The organism is Roseibium sp. M-1 (assembly GCF_054515675.1).
This window is the reverse complement of record NZ_CM137257.1, coordinates 3,750,688-3,772,003: the sequence shown is the minus strand read 5'-3', so window position 1 is coordinate 3,772,003 and position 21,316 is coordinate 3,750,688. Positions and strand designations below refer to the sequence as shown.

Annotated in this window: 19 protein-coding genes; 6 read left to right on the top strand and 13 right to left on the bottom strand. The window is 61.1% G+C overall.

Going from position 1 to position 21,316, the window contains the following annotated elements:
• The first annotated feature begins 86 nt into the window (after window positions 1-86).
• Window positions 87-332, top strand: a complete 246-nt coding sequence (locus tag ACX3M4_RS16980; protein WP_459354183.1) for a type II toxin-antitoxin system ParD family antitoxin — start codon at window positions 87-89, stop codon at window positions 330-332.
• Window positions 329-649: a type II toxin-antitoxin system RelE/ParE family toxin gene (locus ACX3M4_RS16975; protein ID WP_459354182.1), complete on the top strand. Its 321-nt coding sequence runs from the start codon at window positions 329-331 to the stop codon at window positions 647-649. The genes ACX3M4_RS16980 and ACX3M4_RS16975 overlap by 4 nt, the downstream gene beginning before the upstream one ends.
• Before the next feature lie 7 nt (window positions 650-656).
• Here ACX3M4_RS16975 and ACX3M4_RS16970 read toward each other — a convergent pair whose 3' ends face one another.
• Genes ACX3M4_RS16970 through ACX3M4_RS16950 form a run of 5 tightly spaced genes read right to left on the bottom strand, consistent with a single transcriptional unit; the run spans window position 657 to window position 5,770 of the window.
• Window positions 657-1,610: a glucokinase gene (locus ACX3M4_RS16970; RefSeq protein ID WP_459354181.1), complete on the bottom strand. Its 954-nt coding sequence runs from the start codon at window positions 1,608-1,610 to the stop codon at window positions 657-659.
• Window positions 1,607-2,749 carry an ABC transporter ATP-binding protein gene (locus ACX3M4_RS16965; RefSeq protein ID WP_459354180.1) on the bottom strand — a complete coding sequence of 381 codons (1,143 nt, stop codon included), beginning with the start codon at window positions 2,747-2,749 and terminating at the stop codon, window positions 1,607-1,609. Before ACX3M4_RS16965 ends, ACX3M4_RS16970 begins: the two co-directional genes overlap by 4 nt.
• A 23-nt stretch (window positions 2,750-2,772) precedes the next feature.
• Window positions 2,773-3,612: a carbohydrate ABC transporter permease gene (locus ACX3M4_RS16960; protein WP_459354179.1), complete on the bottom strand. Its 840-nt coding sequence runs from the start codon at window positions 3,610-3,612 to the stop codon at window positions 2,773-2,775.
• The gene (locus ACX3M4_RS16955) at window positions 3,609-4,502 is read right to left on the bottom strand and encodes a carbohydrate ABC transporter permease (protein WP_459354178.1); all 894 of its coding nucleotides are present in this window, start codon (window positions 4,500-4,502) and stop codon (window positions 3,609-3,611) included. The genes ACX3M4_RS16960 and ACX3M4_RS16955 overlap by 4 nt, the downstream gene beginning before the upstream one ends.
• Before the next feature lie 23 nt (window positions 4,503-4,525).
• Window positions 4,526-5,770 (bottom strand): extracellular solute-binding protein, encoded by a 1,245-nt coding sequence (locus ACX3M4_RS16950; protein ID WP_459354177.1) that lies wholly within the window; start codon window positions 5,768-5,770, stop codon window positions 4,526-4,528.
• A 96-nt stretch (window positions 5,771-5,866) separates the two neighbouring features.
• On the opposite strand from ACX3M4_RS16950, the gene ACX3M4_RS16945 reads away from it, so the two are divergent.
• Window positions 5,867-7,081: an ROK family transcriptional regulator gene (locus tag ACX3M4_RS16945; RefSeq protein ID WP_459354176.1), complete on the top strand. Its 1,215-nt coding sequence runs from the start codon at window positions 5,867-5,869 to the stop codon at window positions 7,079-7,081.
• Window positions 7,082-7,449: 368 nt separating this feature from the next.
• Here ACX3M4_RS16945 and ACX3M4_RS16940 read toward each other — a convergent pair whose 3' ends face one another.
• From ACX3M4_RS16940 to ACX3M4_RS16905, 8 genes are all read right to left on the bottom strand, one after another.
• A complete protein-coding gene (locus ACX3M4_RS16940; RefSeq protein ID WP_459354175.1) occupies window positions 7,450-8,505 on the bottom strand; it encodes a sugar phosphate isomerase/epimerase family protein in 1,056 nt (351 codons plus the stop codon).
• Between the two features lie 40 nt (window positions 8,506-8,545).
• Window positions 8,546-9,592: an L-glyceraldehyde 3-phosphate reductase gene (gene mgrA / locus ACX3M4_RS16935; RefSeq protein ID WP_459354174.1), complete on the bottom strand. Its 1,047-nt coding sequence runs from the start codon at window positions 9,590-9,592 to the stop codon at window positions 8,546-8,548.
• A gap of 12 nt (window positions 9,593-9,604) precedes the next feature.
• Window positions 9,605-10,726 carry a Gfo/Idh/MocA family protein gene (locus tag ACX3M4_RS16930; protein WP_459354173.1) on the bottom strand — a complete coding sequence of 374 codons (1,122 nt, stop codon included), beginning with the start codon at window positions 10,724-10,726 and terminating at the stop codon, window positions 9,605-9,607.
• 9 nt (window positions 10,727-10,735) lie between these two features.
• Window positions 10,736-11,482, bottom strand: coding sequence for a sugar phosphate isomerase/epimerase family protein (locus ACX3M4_RS16925; RefSeq protein ID WP_459354172.1), 747 nt, complete (start codon window positions 11,480-11,482; stop codon window positions 10,736-10,738).
• A 33-nt stretch (window positions 11,483-11,515) separates the two neighbouring features.
• Window positions 11,516-12,607 (bottom strand): ABC transporter ATP-binding protein, encoded by a 1,092-nt coding sequence (locus ACX3M4_RS16920; protein ID WP_459354171.1) that lies wholly within the window; start codon window positions 12,605-12,607, stop codon window positions 11,516-11,518.
• A 10-nt stretch (window positions 12,608-12,617) separates the two neighbouring features.
• Complete coding sequence (locus ACX3M4_RS16915) at window positions 12,618-13,502, bottom strand: carbohydrate ABC transporter permease (protein ID WP_459359449.1); 885 nt, start codon at window positions 13,500-13,502, stop codon at window positions 12,618-12,620.
• A gap of 110 nt (window positions 13,503-13,612) precedes the next feature.
• Window positions 13,613-14,503 (bottom strand): carbohydrate ABC transporter permease, encoded by an 891-nt coding sequence (locus ACX3M4_RS16910; RefSeq protein ID WP_459354170.1) that lies wholly within the window; start codon window positions 14,501-14,503, stop codon window positions 13,613-13,615.
• A gap of 149 nt (window positions 14,504-14,652) precedes the next feature.
• Window positions 14,653-15,888: an ABC transporter substrate-binding protein gene (locus ACX3M4_RS16905; protein ID WP_459354169.1), complete on the bottom strand. Its 1,236-nt coding sequence runs from the start codon at window positions 15,886-15,888 to the stop codon at window positions 14,653-14,655.
• 240 nt (window positions 15,889-16,128) lie between these two features.
• On the opposite strand from ACX3M4_RS16905, the gene ACX3M4_RS16900 reads away from it, so the two are divergent.
• From ACX3M4_RS16900 to ACX3M4_RS16890, 3 genes are all read left to right on the top strand, one after another.
• Window positions 16,129-17,163, top strand: a complete 1,035-nt coding sequence (locus ACX3M4_RS16900; RefSeq protein ID WP_459354168.1) for a LacI family DNA-binding transcriptional regulator — start codon at window positions 16,129-16,131, stop codon at window positions 17,161-17,163.
• Window positions 17,164-17,557: 394 nt separating this feature from the next.
• Complete coding sequence (locus ACX3M4_RS16895; protein ID WP_459354167.1) at window positions 17,558-18,361, top strand: PstS family phosphate ABC transporter substrate-binding protein; 804 nt, start codon at window positions 17,558-17,560, stop codon at window positions 18,359-18,361.
• A 28-nt stretch (window positions 18,362-18,389) separates the two neighbouring features.
• Window positions 18,390-21,284 carry a bifunctional diguanylate cyclase/phosphodiesterase gene (locus ACX3M4_RS16890; protein ID WP_459354166.1) on the top strand — a complete coding sequence of 965 codons (2,895 nt, stop codon included), beginning with the start codon at window positions 18,390-18,392 and terminating at the stop codon, window positions 21,282-21,284.
• Window positions 21,285-21,316 lie beyond the last annotated feature (32 nt).

Below are 21,316 nucleotides of genomic sequence, written 5' to 3'. Positions count from 1 at the left end.
TTCCCTCACCCCAACCCTCTCCCAATGGGAGAGGGAGCTTGGCTTCGCCAAATGTGAATGCCTTACAAATGACCGGAGGTCTGGACATGAACTTTTCGCTCGGAAAAAAGCTGGAAGACTATGTCGCCGATCAGATTGCCAATGGCCTCTACAATAATGCCAGCGAGGTCGTGCGCGACGCGTTGCGAATGCACGAAGAGCATCATCTGAAGCTTGAGAGTTTGCGCCGCGACATCAATCGGGGTCGTCAGTCGCTTGATGCCGGCAGGGTTAGCCGGGCAGGACCCGAAGACATTATTGCGAAAGCGAAGCAGCGGAAAATGTCAAAGTGACGGGTTGGCTTCTCTCGGCCGAGGCCGAGGAAGACCTCCAGGACATCTTTCTCTATTCAGAAGAGAGTTGGGGCGAGGCTCAGGCACGCGATTATCTTCTTGGTCTGTATGACCTTTTCGAGATTATTGCCAATAATCCGCAGATTGGCCGCGAGCGGCAAGAGCTGGGCCCAGGCATTCGAAGCCTTGCCCATGTCTCACATGTTATCTTCTTCCTGGATTGGCAGGGTGAGGTCGCGATTGTTCGAGTTCTGCACAAGGCACGGGACGTGGACAGCCAGTTTGAAGGCTACGATCCGAGCGGCAGTCTGAAGTAATTCCCGGTCACATCCGCGCAGCACACCCTGTCAGCGCGGCAAAATCATCGTCAAGCAGATGTACCGGAATGCCGGCGACGAGTTGCTGCTGGCGGCCCTTGGCGCAGAAGGCATTCAGGAAATCGGGTTCGGCGAGGAATTTTGCAAGGCTGCGGGTGACGCCGCCGGTCAGCACGATGCCGCCGAGCGACAGGAAGACGAGCGCAAGATCGCCGACGACCCGGCCGAGCAGGGTCACCCACTGGCGAGCGGCAAGAACGCAGAGCGTATCGGAGCCCGCATTGGCCCGGTCCGCAATGTCCGCCGGTGTCAGGTGGTCCGCAACCTGACCGGCCTCCTGGCAGTGCCATTCGTAGATTTCCCTGAGGCCACTGCCCGAAAGAGCCCGTTCGACGGACGCACGGCCCCGGCCCCGGGCGAGATAATCCCGCAGGCGCAATTCGGCTTCTGTCTCAACAGGCAATGTCGCGTGACCGCACTCGCCCGTGCCGACATGAAGGCCGTCGGAGGCCTGGAAGAGGGCGGCCGCGTTGAAGCCGGTGCCGGCGCCAACCACCAGCCGCGTCGGGTTGCTGCGAAGCTTGGCCTCGGGCACGTAGACGGGCTTGAGCCGATGGGTTTCGACCCGGTCGATCGAATAGGCAAGTGCCTCGAAATCGTTGAGGAACTGCACTTCTGCTCCGCCCAGGACAGTGCCGATGCAATCGGCGTTGAAAGTCCAGGGATGGTTGGTCATTCGGATCGCGTGTCCATCGATCGGAGCGGCGATGGCGATGACGGCGGACCCGCAGGCCGGTTGTCCGGCTTTGGCGAGATAGGTGCCGATGGCCGCTTCCGGCGTCTCGAAATCGGCATTGCGGAAGCGCGCGATGGTGTTTTCCAGCACGCGGCCGTTTTCCACCAGCGCCAGCCGCGTATTGGTGCCGCCGATATCTCCGGCAAGGCCTCTTGAGGCGCTCATAGGCGGGCTCCGGATGTGACATCGAAATAAGAAAGTTTCGAGAGATCGAAGGCAATCGGCACGATCTCTCCAGCCTCAACGGTGACATCTGCCGACAGCCGGGCGACCGCTTCCGTTCCGCCCAGATTGACGACGGCATAGGTGTCGGCTCCGGCCGGTTCGACCACATCGAGCAGGCACTCCGCGACCTGCAGGATCTTTCCGTCGATACCGCCGTTGCGGCTCGCGGCATCCGTCATGGCTTCCGGGCGCAGGCCGATGGTGACGTCCAGGGACTGGCCCACAGCAAGACCCTGCGGCCCGGGACCATAATCGAAGAGTTCCACCGGACTGCCCTGCTGCGTCGGGATCTCCAGTCGCACATGGTCGCCTTCTCGGGTCGCTTTCCCACACATCAGGTTCATGGACGGCGCCCCCATGAAATCGGCAACAAAGGCATTGACCGGCGTCTGGTAGATTTCCTTGGGCGTGCCGATCTGCTGCACCACGCCGTCCTTCATCACCACGATCCGCGTTGCCAGCGTCATCGCCTCGATCTGGTCGTGGGTGACATAGACGATGGAGGCGCCGGTGGTCTGGTGAATGCGCTTGATTTCCGTGCGCATGGTGACGCGCAGCTTCGCGTCGAGATTGGAGAGCGGTTCGTCGAAGAGGAACAGCTTTGGGTCGCGCACCAGTGCCCGACCCATGGCAACGCGCTGGCGCTGACCGCCGGACAGCTCCGCCGGGCGGCGCTGAAGCAGGTGCTCGATCTTGAGGAGGCTGGCGACCTCTGCGACCTTTTGCTTCTTTTCCGCTTCTGCGACCTTCCGGACTTCCAGGCCGAAGCCGATATTGCGTTCGACGCTCATATTCGGGAACAGAGCATAGGACTGGAAGACCATGGCAATGTCCCGGTCCGCGGGCTCATCATGGGTCCGGTCCTTGCCGGCGATGTGGATCGATCCGGAGGTGATCTCCGTCAGGCCGGAAATGCAGCTCAGCAGTGTGGACTTGCCGCAGCCGGACGGACCGACCAGCACCAGGAACTCGCCCGGGTCCATCGCGACGTTGATGTCCTTCAGCACCGGCACGTCGCCATAGGTCTTCTGCAGGTTTCTGATCGAGAGGATAGGGTCTTGCGGCATTGCGTCGGTCATTCCTTGAGGGGTCTTCATGCCGTTCAGCCCTTGACGGAGCCGGCCACGAGGCCCGAGACGATGAATTTCTGGAAGGCGATGGCGAGGAGCGCCGGCGGCAGGGTGGCCAGCACGCCCACCGAGGCGATGACGCCATAGTCGGTGACGCGGCCGGCCGAGAAATCGGCAATCGCAACCGGAAGCGTCTTGGCTGAAAGGTCGTTGGTGAAGATCAGCGCGTAGAAGAATTCGTCCCAGGCGACCAGAAACGAGAGCATCGCCGTCGCCGCAATGGCAGGAAGGGCGAGCGGCAGCACCACCTGCCGGATCGTATAGGAGGTGCTTGCCCCTTCCATGAAGGCGGCCTGTTCCACTTCCACCGGCAGCACGTCGATGTTGGATTTCATCAGCCAGGTGGCGAAGGGCAGCAGCATCGCCGTATAGACGATCACCAGCGTCACCGTGTGATTGAGAAGGCCAAGACTGCTGAAGGTCGAATAGAGCGGCAGAACATAGGTGATCGGCGGCATCATGATGGTGGCGAGAAACGCGAAGAGCAGCACCATCGACGCCCGCCGCCGGGAAAAGGCATAGGCGGCCGGGATGGCCAGCATCAAGGCAATCAGCGTTGCACCACCCGCCGTCAGGACCGAATTCCTGAGGGCATAGAGGAACCGTTCGCCATTGCCGCCCTCAAGGCTGAGAAGGGTGCCATAGCGGCTGAAGTCGAGCTCGGACGGGATCCAGTGCAGCGGCACTTCGGTGAGGTCCGTCGGCGCGCTGATGCTCATGACCGCGAGCCACAAAAGCGGGGCAGCGGTGAAGGCGGCGAGCAGCAGCGCGCTGCCATAGATGACCACTGTCTGGAGGGCGGATCTTCTCATGCCGTGCCTCCCGCAGCCTGCCGCTTGGTGGTGGCGTAGTAGAAGACGATCAGGACCGCGCTGATGCCGGCGACAAGCACCGCGTAGGAGGCACCGCTGCCGCTTCTGAGGTAATTGAAATATTCCTGGTAGACGTAGAAGCTTGCCGTTTTGGTACTGTCCGCCGGGCCGCCGCCGGTCATCACATAGATGATGTCGAAAACGCGGAAGGCCTCGATGGTCCGGAGCACCATGACCACCATAAGCGGGCCGGCAATCCACGGCAGGGTGATGGAGCGGAAGCGCTTCCATGGGCCGGCACCTTCGATGGCCGCCGCCTTGTTGAGGTCGCCCGGCACCGTCTGCAAGGCGGCAAGTGCCACATAGGCAACCAGCGGAAAATTCTTCCAGACATCCGCCAGGATCACCATGTTCATCGCCGTTGCCGGATCTCCGATCCAGCTGCGATAATCAGAGATCAGGCCGAGTTGTAAGAGCAGCGAGTTCAACGCGCCGTAGTCCGGGTGATAGATCAGCCGCCAGGCAACCGCATTGACGATGGTCGGCACCGCCCAGGGCAGAATGATCAGCGCCCGGAGCAGTGTACGGCCGCGGAACTCCTGGTTCAGGAGAACGGCGACTGCGACGCCGAGCACGCCTTCCAGCCCGACAGAGACAATCGTGAAATAGAGCGTCCGGAAGAGCGCGTCCTGGAAGTCCGGGTCGCTCAAGGCATAGATGTAGTTTTCAAACCCGATGAAATCGACCGGCTGCGGCAGGGCCGAGATCCTCGTGTCGGTGAAACTCAGCCAGAGCGTGTTGGCGAGCGGGACCAGCGTGATAAGCCCGAGCACCAGCAAGGCCGGCGCCAGAAGTGTCCATTTTTCAAGTTTCTGGCGTCGGCCAAGCATGTTCAGTCTCCTGCGGCGTCTGCTTAGCGGATGCGCTTGACGCGGTCGGCCGCAGCCTCCAGCGCTTCATCCACGCCGGTTTCACCCAAAAGCACCTGATGGATGTTCTTCTGCAGGATGTCGGAGACCTCCGTATAGGAAGGCACCAGAGGACGCGGATACATGACGGCAATGCTTTCCTTGGCCGCCGCGATCAGATCCTCCTGGCCTTCCGTCACTTTGGGCTCCGAATAGGAAGCTTTCCAGATCGGCAGGCTGAGCTTGGCATAGTCGTCCTGGATATCCTTCTGGGTCAGGAAGGAGATATAGGACCAGGCCTCATCCGCATGCGGGCTGTTGGAGGGAATGCCGAGGCCCATGGAACCGTTGACGCTCGAAGCCGTCGATTTGCCCTCGACGCCGGGAGCCGGAGCCACCTTCACCTTGCCGGCAACCTTGCTTTCCTTCGGATCGTTGGCGAGCGCATTCATGTAGGTCCAGTTGAGCGCGAAGGCGGCCTCGCCGTTGGAAAACACCCGGCGCACGTCCTCTTCGAAATATTCGCGCGAGGACGGGTTGGTGAGACCATCGTCGAGGGTTGCCTTCATGAAGGTAACGGCATCCTTGGCCCCGCCGGCGGTAAAGGCCGGCTGGCCTTCCTCGAAGAAGGCGCCGTCATTGGCGGCCGTCAGCGTGGTGAAGTCGCAGATCATGGCTTCGGACTGGGACCAGCTCCAGACCAGCGGGTATTCGACGATGCCCTTGTCCTTGATCTGTTGTGCCTGGGAAACCAGTTCGCTCCAGGTTTTGGGCGGTGCGGAAATGCCCGCCTGCTCCAGCATCTCGGCATTGTAGAAGAGGTATTTCGTGTCGAGAATCCACGGCATACCGTAGCGCTTGCCGTCATATTCGACCGTCGTCCAGGCTCCGTCGAAGATCTTGCCGGTGGCGTCCGCCGGAATGCGGCCCGTAACGTCCTGCAGGAAGCCGCGGGTTGCGAATTCGGCAGGCCAGATCACGTCGAAGAGGACAACGTCATAGCCATCGTCGCCGGCTCCGGCTGCGGCAATGATCTTGTCGTGCAGGGCTTCGTAAGGCACGAATTCCAGGTCGACCTTGATGCCGGGATTTGCCGCTTCGAATTTCGCGGTCATCGACTTGATGTCGTCCTCGCTATAGGCCGCCTGACTCATGAAAAGTGCGTTCAAGGTGGTGTCGGCCAGGGCATGCGAGGCCATGGCCAGGGTCGCGAAGGCGGACCCCATAAGAAGCTTTCCAAAACTGTTCATCTCGCCCTCCGGTTCTTGTTTAGGCGGGCCATCCTATGCCCGGATTTTTTATTTTGTCAAATTGATAGAAAAAATAAAATCTGCGACATTGGACGCATGAACGACAGCGCGCCGATCCCCGCCTCCTTCCGCACCAGCGGCACCAACCTGACCCGGGCCAAGACCCATAACCATCGTGTCGTGCTGGAGATCATCCGCACGAGGGGGCCGATCGGGCGTACGGAAATATCTGAAATCACGTCGCTTTCCCGCCAGACGGTGCAAAACATCGTCGGCGAGCTGGAGGCGGGCGGCATTGTCGAGATGCAGGCGCAAAAGGCCAAGGGCCGCGGCCATCCCGGCATGAATGTGCAGCTCAAGGCCGATCATGCCTACAGTCTCGGCTTTCATGTCGACCGGCTCTCGGTGACGGCAATCGCCTGCGATCTTCTGGGCCAGATCGTCTGGCAATCGGGCGGCGGTCTCGGGTCAGCGACACCGGAAGCCGCCAACAAGCGCATCCTGGATCTGGTACAGGATTTCCGGACGGATCACCCTGCCATGGCCGGGCGGCTCTTCGGTGTCGGCCTCGCGGCACCCGGTCCCTTCGAGATCGGGAGCGGCACCCACGCCAAGGCGGATGCCACGACCTTTTCAGACTTCGGTTCACCGGAAAACCTCGCCCGCCTGCAGGACGCGGTGAAGCTGCCGGTGGTGTTGCAGAACGATGCCTCGGCGGCCGCGCTCGGCGAACATGTCTATGGCATCGGCCGCACGTTCGGCAGCTTTGCCTTCATCCAGTTCGGCATGGGGCTCGGGGCCGGATTTGTCCTCAATGGGGCGCTTTATCCGGGCGCGTCGAAGAATGCCGGTGAAATCGGCCATGTGGTGATCGACCCGCTGGGCCCCGCATGCTCCTGCGGCAACAGCGGCTGTCTGGAGCGTTACCTCTCGCTCAACGCCCTTTGCGAACGGCTTGGCCTTGAACCGACCGCCGCAAGCTCCGTTGCCCGGATCGAAGCGCTCTTTGAGGCAGGCGATCCGGCAGTGCTTGCCTGGATTTCGGATGTCGCTCCGCTGATGCGCCAGATGATCAACATGATCGAGGTGATGCTCGACCCGGAAGCGTTAATCCTCGGGGGCATCATCCGGCCGGATTTCCTGGAAGCCCTGCTGCAAAAAGCCATGCCTCTCCCCCGCCGCCTCGACGGCTCGCCGGAGGAGACAAGGATCCGCATCGGGACCTCGGGCGCGACAGCCGTGGCGCTGGGCGCAACGGCCGCCGCCGTCGATGCCCTCTACGCACCGTCCGTGTCGCATCTCTTGTTGTGAGACGACCAAAGTAACACCCCTCATGCTGAGGAGGGCCGACAGGCCCGTCTCGAAGCATGGGCCCCTTGTTCGGAATTTGCGGCCTATCCTTCGAGACGCCGCTTTCGCGGCTCCTCAGGATGAGGTTTTGGGGTCGGCGAAGCCAACTGCTCCCCGCTCCTCCGCTAGTGGTTCGATTCTGACATTTGCATCCCTCTGCTGCTAGCGCTGGAGCAAATGTCAGAATCATAAGAACCACTAGATAAATATATGATTCTAGTGGAGCTGTTGAATTTGACATTTGAGCATCAGCCTAGCCGCGAGCGGGACTCAAATGTCAAATTCGCTCCACTAGGGGGAGAGGGGAACAAGGGGCTCAAAGGGTGACGCTACAATCCCAGCATTTTCCTGATCTGCTCCTGATCCGTTTCGCCGCCGGCGAAGTCGTCGAAGGCCTTGTCGGTAACCTCGATGATGTGGCTCTCGATGAAGGGAGCCCCTTCCGCTGCGCCCTGTTCGGGTGATTTCAGGCAGCATTCCCATTCCAGCACCGCCCAGCTGTCATAGCCGTATTGGGCGAGCTTGGAGAAGATGCCGGAGAAGTCGACCTGGCCGTCGCCGAGTGACCGGAAGCGGCCGGCGCGGCCGACCCAGCCCTGGTAGCCGGAATAGACACCCTGGCGGCCGTCCGGATTGAACTCGGCATCCTTCACGTGATAGGCGCAGATGCGCTCGTGATAGATGTCGATGAAGGCGAGGTAATCGAGCTGCTGCAGCAGGAAATGCGACGGATCGTAGTTGATCCGGCAGCGATTGTGGCCACCCAAAGCGTCCAGGAACATCTCGAAGGTCGCGCCGTCGAAGACATCTTCGCCTGGATGGATCTCGTAGCCGACATCGACGCCGTTTTCGTCATAGACGTCGAGGATCGGCTTCCAGCGTTTCGCCAGTTCCCTGAAGGCCTCGTCGATCAGCCCTGCAGGCCGCTGCGGCCAGGGATAAAGGTACGGAAAGGCGAGCGAGCCGGTAAAGCTGACGGAGGCCGTCAGCCCCAGGCGCCGGCTGGCGATGGCTGCCTTTTTCATCTGCTCCACCGCCCATTCTTGCCTCGCCCTCGGATTGCCGTGGACGGATGCCGGGGCGAAACCGTCGAAGGCAAGGTCATAGGCCGGATGCACCGCCACGAGCTGACCCTGCAGATGGGTCGAAAGCTCGGTGATTGCGACGCCGGCATCGGCGCAGATGCCCTTGATCTCGTCGCAATAGGTCTCGCTTTCCGCCGCCTTGTCGAGATCGAACAGGCGGGCGTCGAAGGTCGGGATCTGGATCCCCTTGTAGCCAAGGCCGGCCGCCCATTCGGCAATGGCGGGCAGCGAGTTGAACGGGGCCTCGTCGCCCCCGAACTGCGCCAGGAAAATCGCAGGTCCCTTGATCAGGCCGGCCATGGCTGTCTCCCTCAATCCGTATCGTTTTTTGTGGTTGCACTCATTTGCGCGGCGGGCCCTTGCGTTCGGCCGAAGCCGCCCAGAGATTGATGTCCGCCTCGCGGGTGGTCGCTTCGATCTCGGCAAGTTCCGCATCGCTGAAGTCGAGATTGGCGACCGCACCGACGCAGTCTTCCACCTGGCTAGCCCGGCTGGCACCGATCAGCGCCGTCGTCACCCGGCCCTTGCGCAGCACCCAGGCAAGCGCCATCTGCGCCAGCGTCTGACCGCGCCTTTCGGCGATGGCGTTAAGCGAGCGGATGGTTGCCAGGTTCTCATCGCTCAGGAATTGCTCCTTCAGCGACTTGCCCTGGGTGGCCCGGCTGCCTTCCGGAACGCCCTTCAGATACTTGTTTGTCAGCATGCCCTGGGCGAGCGGTGAGAAGGCGATCGAGCCGATGCCGAGATCGTCGAGCGTATCCAGAAGCCCGTCTTCCTCCACCCAGCGGTTGATCATGGAATAGCTCGGCTGGTGAATGAGGCAGGGCGTGCCCAGCTCCTTCAGGATGCTGGCGGCTTCGCGGGTCCGCTTGGAATTGTAGGACGAGATGCCGACATAAAGCGCGCGTCCGGAGCGCACGATGTGGTCGAGCGCCATCATGGTCTCTTCCAGCGGCGTTTCCGGGTCGAAGCGATGCGAATAGAAGATGTCGACATAGTCGAGACCCATCCGCTTCAAGGACTGGTCGCAGGACGCGATCAGGTATTTCCGGCTGCCCCATTCGCCGTAGGGCCCGGGCCACATTTCATAGCCTGCCTTGGACGAGATGATCATCTCGTCCCGATAAGGTGCGAAGTCGGTCCTGAGCAGCTCGCCGAAGGCGCTTTCCGCAGAGCCCGGCCTCGGGCCGTAATTGTTGGCAAGGTCGAAATGGGTGATGCCAAGGTCAAAAGCCTTGCGGGCGATCTCCTGCTTGGTCCGGTGCGGTGTGTCCTCACCGAAGTTATGCCAGAGGCCGAGCGAGATCGCCGGCAGTTTCAGGCCGGATTTCCCGCAACGGCGGTATACCATCTTTTCGTAGCGCGTTTCCGCGGCAGTCCAGGTCATTAGGTCTCCAGATCAGGCCAGAAGGCCCTGTGCTGCCTGTGGGTCCAATGCCTCGGGACGCACACAGGTGGTCTTGATGTCGATGAATTGGCCGCTCTCGCCGGAGGCGAGAATCGACGTCATCACATCGACAACATGCAGAGCAAATTCCAAAGAGCAACGGTGTGGACGATTTTCCAGGATGGCCAGCGCCATATCGGCAAGGCCCGCCGTGCGGTAATTGGCGTGACCGCGATCGTTTGGTTTGGAGAACGGATGCTTCCAGCTTTCGGATATCGTTGCGAAGCTGCCCTTGTCGGTCATGCGCACTTCGCCGCCGAAGAAGTTCGGGTCCGGCACATGCAGCGTGCCCTCGCGGCCATAGAGTTCCATGTTGGAATGGCCGTGCTGCCAGACGTCCCAGCTGGCGCAATAGGTGATCTGTGCGCCCGATTCGAACTGCATCACTGCGTGGATCGTCGTCGGGGTCTCCACCTTGATCTTGTCGCCGAAGCGCGGCTGCGAGGTGATGGTGCGGTATTCGGACCCGGACGAACTCATCGCGCAGACACGCTTGACCGGACCCAGCAGTTGCACAAGGTTGGAGACGTAATAGGGGCCGAGATCGAGGATCGGACCGCCGCCGGCCTGGAAGAAGAAGTCCGGATTCGGATGCCACATCTCCATACCCGGGCTCTGCACGAAACAGGTGCCGGAGGTGATCTTGCCGACGGCTTCGGCGTCGATCAGGTGCCGGGCAAGCTGGTGCGCACCACCGAGGAACGTGTCCGGCGCGGAGCCGACGCGCAGACCCTTTTCCTTCGCAATCGCTGCCAGGGCTTCGCCCTCTTCGAGACTGAGGACGAAGGGTTTTTCGGAATAGACGTGCTTGCCGGCTTCCAGAACCTTTTTCGAAACCTCGTAGTGAACGGCAGGCACGGTCAGGTTGACAATGATGTCGATGTCAGCGGCGGCCAGAAGACCGTCGACGGTTTCTGCCCGGAGGCCGAACTCCTCCGCCCGCGCCTTCGCCGCGTCTGCGTTGATATCCGCACAGGCCCGCACCTCGATGCCCTTGAAGAGCGGGGCGAGGCGCATGTAGGCGGCCGAAATGTTTCCGCATCCAAGGATGCCGATGCCAAGGGGCTTGCTCATGGAATGACCTCAAAACGTGCGGATGGCGTCAATGGAACGGGTTGCGAAACGGTCGTAGTCGGAGGGTTTGTCGTGCTCCATGACGAAGAGGTCGGCACCGACGCCCCTCAGCGCCGCCATGATGCCCTTCCAGTCCATGGTGCCGTGGCCGACGTCTGCCCAGCCGTCCTCGTCGGTGCATTCACCTGACGGCGCGATGTCCTTCACATGGGCCGTTGTAATGCGTTCGGAATATTTCTCGATCCAGTCGAGCGGGTCCTGATTGCCGCGCACGATCCAGGCGATATCGGCTTCCCATTCGATGGACGGGGCGGATTCCATAAGGATATCCATCGGCAGGCGGCCGTCGGCACAGGCTTCGAACTCGAAGTCGTGGTTGTGCCAGCCGAAACGCAGTCCGGCATCGCGGATCTTTGCGCCAATCGCCTCCAGCCTTTCGCCGATTGCCTGCCACATGGCGGCGTCCGGCACGCGCTGCGCGGGCGGGACGGCCGGCACGAAGATGCGCTGCATGCCGAGGGTCTTCGCGGTGGCGATCACCCTGGAAATGTCATCCTCGAACTGCTCCATCGGGAAGAAGTGGCCGGACGGCATGGTCAGGCCGTTGGCATCGAGCAGCTCGCGAAAGGCGGCCGGGTTCTCGTAATTGCCGCCGAAGCCTTCGACCTGGGTATAGCCGAGGTCTGAAAGACGCTTCAGAACCGCGTCCCAGGGCGTGAAGTCGCGTGCGGAATAGAGCTGGAAAGAAACATCCATCTGAGTTGTCCTGAAAGTGGAGAAATGCGTGGCCTAAAGCCGGTTTTCCGTGGTTTTGTCGAAAAGATTGGCGCGGGCCGGATCGAAGCCGACCGTGATGGCATCGCCGTGGCGGATACCGGCCTGGCCGTCCATGCGTACCCAGAGGGTCTGGTCGCCCGAAGTGATGCGGCTGAGCGTGTCGGAGCCGAGCGGTTCAACGAGCTCCACCTGGCCATCGAGACGGACCGGGGCATTTTCAGCCTCCGCGCCGCTGAGCATGTGTTCCGGGCGGATGCCGAACCAGGCGGGCCCGGATGCGGGTGGTCCGTTCTGGAATGCATAGCCGTTCATGGGAAAGGCCTGGGTGGCGGTCTTGAAAGTGTAGCTGTTACCGGCTTCCTGCAATTCGCCTTCGAAGAAATTCATGGTCGGCGAGCCGATGAATTCCGCGACATACTTGTTGGCCGGGCGATTGTAGATTTCGTTCGGACTGTCCAGCTGCAGGATCCGCCCGCCGCGCATGATGGCGATGCGGTCCGCCAAGGTCATCGCCTCGATCTGGTCGTGGGTGACGTAGATCATCGTATTGGACAGCTTCTGGTGCAGCTGCTTGATCTCTACGCGCAGGTCCGCCCGAAGCTTGGCGTCGAGGTTCGACAGCGGCTCGTCGAAGAGGAACACGTCCGCATCGCGCACCAGCGCCCGGCCGATGGCGGCGCGCTGGCGCTGGCCGCCGGAGAGCGCTGCCGGCTTGCGGTTGAGCAGAGGCTCGATCTGCAGGATCCTGGCGGCCCGGTTGACCCGTTCCTCGATCTCGGCCTTGGGAAGGCCCGCATTCTTCAGGCCGAAGCTGAGGTTTCCGGCAACGGTCATCTGCGGATAGAGCGCATAGGACTGGAACACCATGCCGATGCCGCGCTTGGAGGGTTCCTCCCAGGTGACATTGCGGCCGCCGATGAAGATCTGGCCGCCGGTGACGTCGAGCAGACCGGCGATGCAGTTCAAAAGGGTTGATTTCCCACAGCCGGACGAACCGAGCAGCACGAGGAACTCCCCCTGGCCGACATCGAGGTTGAGGTCTTTCAGAACGTCGAGGTTTCCGAAACTCAAGGCAAGGTTCTTGATGGAGATACTGGGTTCCATGGGTCTTTCTTCAGCCTTTGACTGCGCCTGCGGCAATGCCGCGGACGAAGAGTTTTCCGGAGATGAAATAGATGGTGAGGGGAACGAGGCCGGTCAGGATCGTCGCGGCCATGTTGACGTTGTATTCCTTCACCCCTTGCGTCGAGTTGACGATGTTGTTGAGCTGCACGGTCATCGGGTAGAGGTCCGGCTTGGTGTAGATCACACCGAAGAGGAAATCGTTCCAGATGCCGGTCACCTGCAGGATCATGGCGACGACGAAGATCGGCAGGCTCATCGGCACCATGATCTGGAAATAGATCGCCCAGAAACCCGCCCCGTCAACACGCGCAGCCTTGAACAACTCCTGCGGCACGGAGGCGAAATAGTTGCGGAAGAGCAGGGTCAGGATCGGCATGCCGAAGATGGTGTGCACGACGACGAGGCCGGTCAGGCTGCCGTAGAGGCCGACTTCACGCAGCATGATCACGATCGGATAGATCATCACCTGATAGGGGATGAACGCACCGACGATGAGGATGGTGAAGAAGGTCTCCGACCCCTTGAAGCGCCAGTTGGCAAGCGCATAGCCGTTCACCGAGGCAATCGCGATCGACAGGATCACCGAGGGGACCAGGATCTTCACCGAATTGAAGAAGCCGCGTGACAGACCATCGCAGTTAAGCCCAGTACAAGCTTCCGCCCACGCCTTTACCCAGGGCTGGAAGGTGACCTCCAGGGGCGGTGCAAAGATGTTGCCGAGCCGGATTTCCGGCATGCCCTTCAGCGAGGTGACCACCATCACATAGAGCGGCAGCAGGTAGTAGAGGCAGACGAAAATCAGCGTGCCGTAGATCAGGATGTTGCGGGTCGACAGTGCCTTGCGTGGCTTGCGGCCGGCGGGGCCCTCGACCATCCGGTTGACGGAAGGCTGCCCGTCGCCGTGGCGGAGCGCTCTGTCGGGTCCCGTTTCCGCGGGGCCGGCGTCGAATTTCATCGAGCCTTTCAGGAGATGGGGCGTCTTGGTCATTTGCGCTTGCCTCCGAATTCCAGATAGGCCCAGGGCACGACGATGATGACGACAGTGAGCAGCATCATGGTCGAGGCGGCAAAACCCTGGCCGAGGTTCTGCGACAGGAACATCGCGTCATAGACGTATTTGGCGGGGACTTCCGAGGAGATGCCCGGCCCGCCGCCTGTCTGCGCGACGACCAGGTCGTAGACCTTGATGATGCCCGAGGCGATCAGCACGATGGCGGTGATGAAGATGCCGCGCATCATCGGAATGACGATGAAGAGATAGGTCTTCCACATCGGAATGCCGTCGATCCTGGCGGCCTTCCAGATGTCCTCGTCGATGCCGCGCAGGCCCGCCAGCATCAGGCACATGATCAGTCCCGTGCCTTGCCACAAGCCGGCGATCAGGATGCCGTAGATGACGATGTCCGGATTGTAGAGCGGATCGAAGGAGAAACTCGTCCATCCGAGGCTGCGGACGACGTGCTGGATGCCGAAATCCGGATTGAGGATCCACTGCCAGGCAAGGCCGGTAACGATGAAGCTCAGCGCGAACGGATAGAGCAGGATCGTTCGGAAGGTGTCCTCGAACCGGATCTTCTGGTCGAGCAGGGCCGCGAGCACGAAGCCTATCAGGAGCGAAAAGACGAGCGAGAAGGCACCGTAAATGGCCAGGTTCTCGATGGAGATCAGCCATTTGCTGCTGCTCCACAGCCGTTCGTACTGGGCAAGGCCGACGAACTTTTCCCGCGGCAGCAGCTTGGAATTCGTGAAGGAGTAGAGAACCGTCCAGGCGGTTCCGCCGATGAAGACCGCAACGGCGGTGACGATCATCGGGATTGCGGCCACTTTGGCGCTGAGGTTCCGATGCCACCTTGCGGGACGTGTAGCTGCGGCCATGCCGAAATTACCCTTGTCGATGTGCCGTCAGGCACTGCCGGAGCGTCCCTGCGCGCATTGCTGCGCGCAGGGCTGGAGGACGCCACCTGCGAACGCTATTCCCGAAGATCCGGTGAATTACGAACGAAGGTGGCGGGCCTGCGCGGTCTTTAGTCGGCGTTGCCGACGATCGAAGCGAACATCTTCTGTGCGTCTTCGGCCGACATGGACGGGTTGTTGAAGAACTCCACGAAGAGGTCGTTCACCTGGGTCAGGCTGTCGGCGGACATCAACTGGTCCGGAGACTGGATGACATTGCCCTGGGCGAGGATGTCGAGACCCTTCTTCATGCAGTCGTTGGCTGCGTTGAGGTCAACGTCGCCGCGCACCGGCAGCGAGCCCTTCTTCAGGTTGAATGCAACCTGGGTTTCCGGTGACAGCATGACCTTGGCGAGTTCGCCCTGGGCTTCGGTGATGGCCGCATCGTCCACCTTCGGGAAATAGAAAGCATCGCCGCCGGTCATGATGACCTCGTTGACGCCGAGGCCCGGCAGGCAGGTGTAATCTTCGCCGGCCACCTGGTTGGCCACCTGGAATTCACCCTGGGCCCAGTCGCCCATGATCTGGCCCGCGGCCTTGCCGGTGATCACCATTGTTGTGGCGTCATTCCAGTTCTGGACGTTGGAATTCTTCGCCATGTCGCGGGCGGTTGCCGCAGCTTCAAAGACCTTCGCCATTTCCTCGCCGCCCGCAAGATCGGCATCCTTCTCGCCGAAGATCTTGTTGTAGGCGTCCGGGCCGGACAGGGCGACCAGGAGAACCTGGAAGGCAAGGGTGGTCTGCCAGGGCTGCTGGCCCATGGCGAGCGGCACGATGCCCGCTTCTTCGAGCTTCGGCGCGGCGGCGGCGAATTCGTCCCAATTGGTCGGAACGGCAAGGCCGTTGTCTTCGAAGACCTTGTTGTTCAGCCACAGCCACTGCTGGGAATGGATATTGACCGGCACGCAGTAGATCTTGCCGTCAAGCGTGCAGCTGTCGAGCAGGCTCGACGGGCGGACCACTTCGGCCCAGTTGCCTTCGGTCGCGATGTCCGTGAGGTCGCGCATCAGGCCGGCCTCGACCAGTTCTTCCGCCTGACGGCCGTGGTTGAACTGGGTTGCGCCCATCGGATCGCCGCCGGTGATGCGGCTGATCATGATCGGACGAGCTGTGCCGCCGGATCCGGCGATGGCGCCATCCACCCACTTGTTGCCGGTGGCATCAAACGCCTTGGCAAATTCTGCGACCGCTGCGGCCTCCCCGCCGGAGGTCCACCAATGGGTTACTTCCAGATCCGTCGCGTTGGCGGCGGTCGCAGCACAAAGGGCGGTGGTTGCTGCAAAAACTGCGCGTAATGCTTTCATCATATCCTCCCACCGGACGCATTTGTCCGATTGTCCTAGAATGCGGCCTCCACCGCATTTTTTGTAATCGATTACATTTTGTTGTATGTTATGCATGTAATCGATTACATTCATCATTCGCGGGAAACGCTCTTGTGTCAACCCGGAATGTGGGCTCTGACGGCGCTTTGGGTGGGCGACTTGCCCAAAACCCCGGAAGCCGGCAGGAACGCCGGGGATGAAAACAGTAAGCCGGAGAAGGCCTTGGTCCAGAAAAATGCAAAGATCCGGGACGTGGCTCGCGAGGCGGGAGTTTCGACGGCAACGGTCAGCCGCGCGCTCAGCAATCCGGAACTTCTCTCGGAATCGACCCGCGAAACCGTGTTCGCCGCCATCCGCGCCACCGGTTACCGGGTCAACCGGGCGGCGCGCAACCTGCGCACCCGCCAGGCCGGCGCGGTGCTGGTGCTGGTGCCTAATCTCGGCAATCCGTTTTTCTCCCAGATCCTGGCGGGCATCAGCGAAACGCTTGGCGAAAGTGACAGTTCGGTGCTCGTCGCAGACACCAAGGACCATGCGACCAACGGCCGCCGTGTCGTCAACTATTTCCTCGATTCCCAGATCGACGGCATGATCAGCCTGGACGGCGCCCTGTCGGCGCAGGAGTTGCAGCAGTTCGAGGAAAACGGCGTATCCGGCCGCATCGTCTTTGCCTGCGAATGGGTCCACGGTTGCAGCCTGCCTTCCGTGCGCAGCGACAATGCGCGTGGCGCCCGGCTGGCGGTGCAACACCTCCATGACCTTGGTCACCGCAAGATAGCCCACATCACCGGACCGCAGGACAACGTGCTGACCCACGCCCGGCGCGAGGGCATGCTGGAAGAGCGCAGCCGGCTGGGGTTGCCCGCGCGTGAGGAATGGATCATCCGTGGCGATTTTTCGCTGAATTCGGGACGCATGGCGGGGGAACGCATTCTTGCGATGGAAGAGCGACCGACCGCCGTCTTCTGTGCGTCCGATCAGGTGGCCTTCGGCCTCATGTCCACCCTGACCGCAAATGGCCTGCGCGTTCCCGAAGACGTGTCGATCGTCGGCTTCGACGATATCGAGCTGTCGGAATTCTATGTCCCGGCCCTTACAACCATCCGTCAGGACCGCAGGGCGCTGGGCGCTCAGGCGGCAGCGCTCCTGCAGGAGAGGATCGATACGGGTGGCGCGGCCATCGGCGCAGCGCCTGAGCCGGTCATTGTGGATGTCGATCTGGTCGTGCGTGCCAGTGCGGCAGCGGTACGGACCTGACCGGTATCGGTTGCAATGGCGCGAAAAGCAACCTTCCTCACAGTAGCCTGCACGCATGCCTCTGCTGTTTCCCAGACCTGCAGCTTATTCTTGGTTGTCGATTGATGCGTCGGTTCGAAATTTTAAAAGTTTACTGTATAAGGGGCCGAAGCATACAGTTGGGTCATGTCAAAATTGCAAATGGTGGATTGTGCCTCTTTTATGAATCGGCAAATTATTCCTAACCGGCAAATATTACCTAGTTTCATTAAGGGGTATAATTGTCAGGATTGTTTATTTTTATTTCAAGAATCAAATTCTAATACATGTTTATTGTAATTTCTTCCGGTGTTTTAGTGTTTAGTTAACTTGAATGTGGCACTCTAGATAGTACAGTCAAATATTGGTGGTTAGTATGCGTGTTTTGGCCTATGGCGTCGCGGTGTCGCTATGCTCGCTTATCCTGCAAACCGTGCCGGCAGCGGCGCAATCGGACCTGAAGGTTGTCGGGACCGGTGATGGTCTTGAAATGCTTCAGGAAATCGGCGCCGGATTTGCCGAGACATATCCCCAAATCAAACTTGATATTCCGCCCAGCATCGGCTCCGGCGGAGGGATCGCCGCCGTCAGTTCGGGGGCGGAACGGATGGGTCGTGTCGCCCGGCCGCTGAAGGACAGCGAGGTCGAATACGGCCTCGTTTATTTGCCGATCGCCAAGATCCCGAGCGCGATCTTCAGCCACCCGGCAAGCGGGATCACGTCCCTGACGAGCGAGCAACTGGTGAAGCTTTATTCCGGCGAGATCACGAATTGGGCGGATGTCGGCGGAGCGGACCTGCGTGTCAAGCTGGTGCGGCGCGAGGATGCCGACAGCACGCTGCAGGTACTGAAAGCGTCGATGCCGGGCTGGCAGGATATGGAATTCTCGCCGAGGTCCAAAACGGCGCTCACCACCCAGGATGCAATTGCCAGCGCGCGCGATGTGGAAGGCGCGGTTGCCTTCGGTCCCTATTCGGCACCGCTCGAGGAAGGCCTCTCCGTCCTCCGGATCGACGGCCACCATCCGACGGACGACGGCTATCCGAGCGCGGTAACCCTGGCGCTGATCTACAAGGACGGCACCCTCGACGGCGATATGGAGGCATTCATCTCCTATGTGCAGTCAGGTCAGGCCCAGGAATTGATCCGCAACTACGGTGGTGTACCCGTCGGTAACTGAAACCCGGCAATCAATGCGGTTCGTCAACATGATACGTCACTCGTCCCTGCTCTGGCATTACACATACGGCGCCGTTTTCACGGCCGTCTGTGCTTTTGCGGGCCTGATCGGGCTTGTGGCCTATCAGCTGGAAAACAGCATGACCCGCCAGGAGACGGAGCTTTTGCGGCTCTCGCATTCCCGCCTTCTGGAAACGCTGACCGCCGACGTCCAGCTGGCCGGCGCCCGCATGGAGTTCCTCTTCCAGGACAGGCTCCGGCGCGTGACTGCGCTGTCGGAGCGGGTGGACACGGCAAAGGCCGTTGAATCGCGCAATGTCGTTGCCATGTCGGAGCTGCTCGGTCCGGCGGCGGAACTGGCGGATGTGGACGGTATCATCGTGCTTGACGAAGAGGCCCGGGTTATCGGTGCCTCTTCCTATTCCGCGGACCTGGTGACGATCGGGACCAAGATCCAGACGTTTCCCTTCTATGGCGACGTGTCGAAATCGCTCAAGGACAGCTATCCCGGCCAGCGGCTGACCTATTCTTCGGTGCTGCCACTGTCCGAGACCGGCATTTTCGTTCCCGGCGAGCATGTCAACGCGGTTTCGCAGGTCATCTTCGTGCCTGTCTTCGACGATTTCGGTTATGTGATCGGCGGTCTCATGGCACAGCGCTGGCTGCGGTCCGAGGAGCCATTGCTGGCAGACCTTTCCAGGATCAACTCCTTCGAGCTCGCGATCGTCTATGACGACAAGGTGATTTCGCGCGCAAATTTCGACGGACATCTGACGGACCTTGAACAAGCGCCCTCCGCCCCGAACATCACGTCCAACGGCGCCCGTGTCATCGAATGCGGCAACCCGGTCCCGCCGACGGAAGTCTGCGCGATGCTGCCCATCGAGGCCCTGACCGCGACCCAGGCGGAGCTGACCCGCATCGGTACGGAAGAGGAAGCCAAGCTGCTGCGCTGGCTGTTCCTGTTCGGCCTTCTCGCCCTTGTCGCCTTCGCGGCGGTCGCCTTCCTGCTGTCGCGTCAGATCACCCGGCCGCTGACGAAGATCACCAGGGTCCTATCCGGGATTGCCGCCGGGGATTTCGAAAGCCAGGTGGCAGGCACGGAGCGCCTTGATGAGGTCGGCGACATTGCCCGCTCGGTCGTCTCGCTGCAGCGGTCGGTCAAGGAGCGCGACGCTCTGCGCGCGCGCGTGCATGAAAAGAACACCATGCTGCGGTCGCAGGAAGCGCAGCTGCGCGAACAGAACATCCTCTTCGATGCGGCGCTCAACAACATGTCGCATGGCCTTTGCATGTATGATGCCGAAGGCCGCCTGATCGTTTCCAACCAGCGTTATGCCGAGCTGTTCGAACTGCAAGACGGCCAGGTCACGCCCGGCATGACGGCGGCCCAGCTTGCTGCCCTGCAGAAAGTGGAACCCGTCGAGCCGGAATTGCCGGCGACGCCGCTGGAGGCCCGGCTGAAAGCTGCCAAGGCGTCAAAGGGTGTGCAGAGCACCGAAATGGTGAAGATCCGCTCCGGCCGCATTGTCCTGACCACACGCCAGCCGCTTGCCGACGGAGGCTGGGTCGCGATTTCGGAAGACATTACCGAGCGCCAGGAAGCGCGCGACCGGCTCGCCTTCCTCGCCCGTCACGATCTTCTGACCCAGTTACCGAACCGCATCGAGTTCCGCGACCAGATGGACACGCTTTTGAACCGCCAGCAGGTCGAGGGTGGGGAATTCGCGATCCTTTGCCTCGATCTGGACGAGTTCAAGACCGTCAACGACTCCCTCGGTCACCCGATCGGTGACGAGTTGTTGCGTCAGGTGTCCGACCGGCTGCGCGACCTGATCGACGAAAGGGACCTGGTGGTCCGGCTCGGTGGCGACGAGTTCGCCATTCTTACGGGCCTGCCATCCCGGTTGAAGGATGTCGAGGAATTGGCTCAGTCGGTTATCTGGGAGCTGTCGAAACCGTTCCAGATTGCCGATCATGAAATCGTCATCGGCGTCAGCATCGGCATTGCCGTTGCGCGAGGCGACGGGACTGCAGGCGACGAATTGTTCAAGCAGGCGGACCTTGCGCTTTACCGCGCCAAGGAAGACGGACGGAACACCCACAAGTTCTTCGAAGCCGGCATGGGTGTCGCCGTTAACGACCGGCGCGAACTGATCACCGATCTCAGAAGCGCGGTCGCCAACGGCGAGCTGGAACTCTATTTCCAGCCGCAATACGCGCTGCAGGACGATCAGATTTCCGGGTTCGAGGCACTGGTGCGCTGGAACCATCCAACGCGCGGACTGGTGTCGCCGGCCGATTTCATCCCGCTTGCGGAAGACACCGGTCTCATTCTGCAGCTTGGCGAATGGGTGCTGCAGGAAGCCTGCCGGATCGCGGCCGGCTGGCCGGACCATCTCAGAATTGCGGTCAACCTGTCGCCGCGCCAATTGCGCGGCCATGCGTTCGGGCCGGTCCTCATCAACGCTCTCGTGGCGACGGGCCTGAGGGCCGACCGGCTTGAGCTGGAAGTGACGGAAAGCGTGCTTCTGACGGATTCCGACGAAGTGCTCGACGCCCTGCACCAAGCCAAGGCTCTGGGGGTGAAGGTGTCCATGGACGACTTCGGCACCGGTTATTCGTCGCTCAGCTATCTGCGCCGCTTCCCGTTCGACAAGATCAAGATCGACCAGTCCTTCGTCCGCTCCATGGCCTATTCGGACGATTCAATCTCGATCGTGAAGGCGGTCATCGAACTGGCGCGAAACCTCAACATGACGACGACGGCGGAAGGGGTGGAAACGCGGCAGTTGCTCGACATGCTGACCGAAATCGGCTGCACCGACGCCCAGGGCTATTTCCTCGGCCGGCCGATGCCGGTCGCCAAGGCGGAAGAGCTGATATTCGCAAGCTTCCCGTCGCTGACCACGGCAGCGCAATAAGCATTCCGGGCCAGAGTTGACCTTATCGGGTT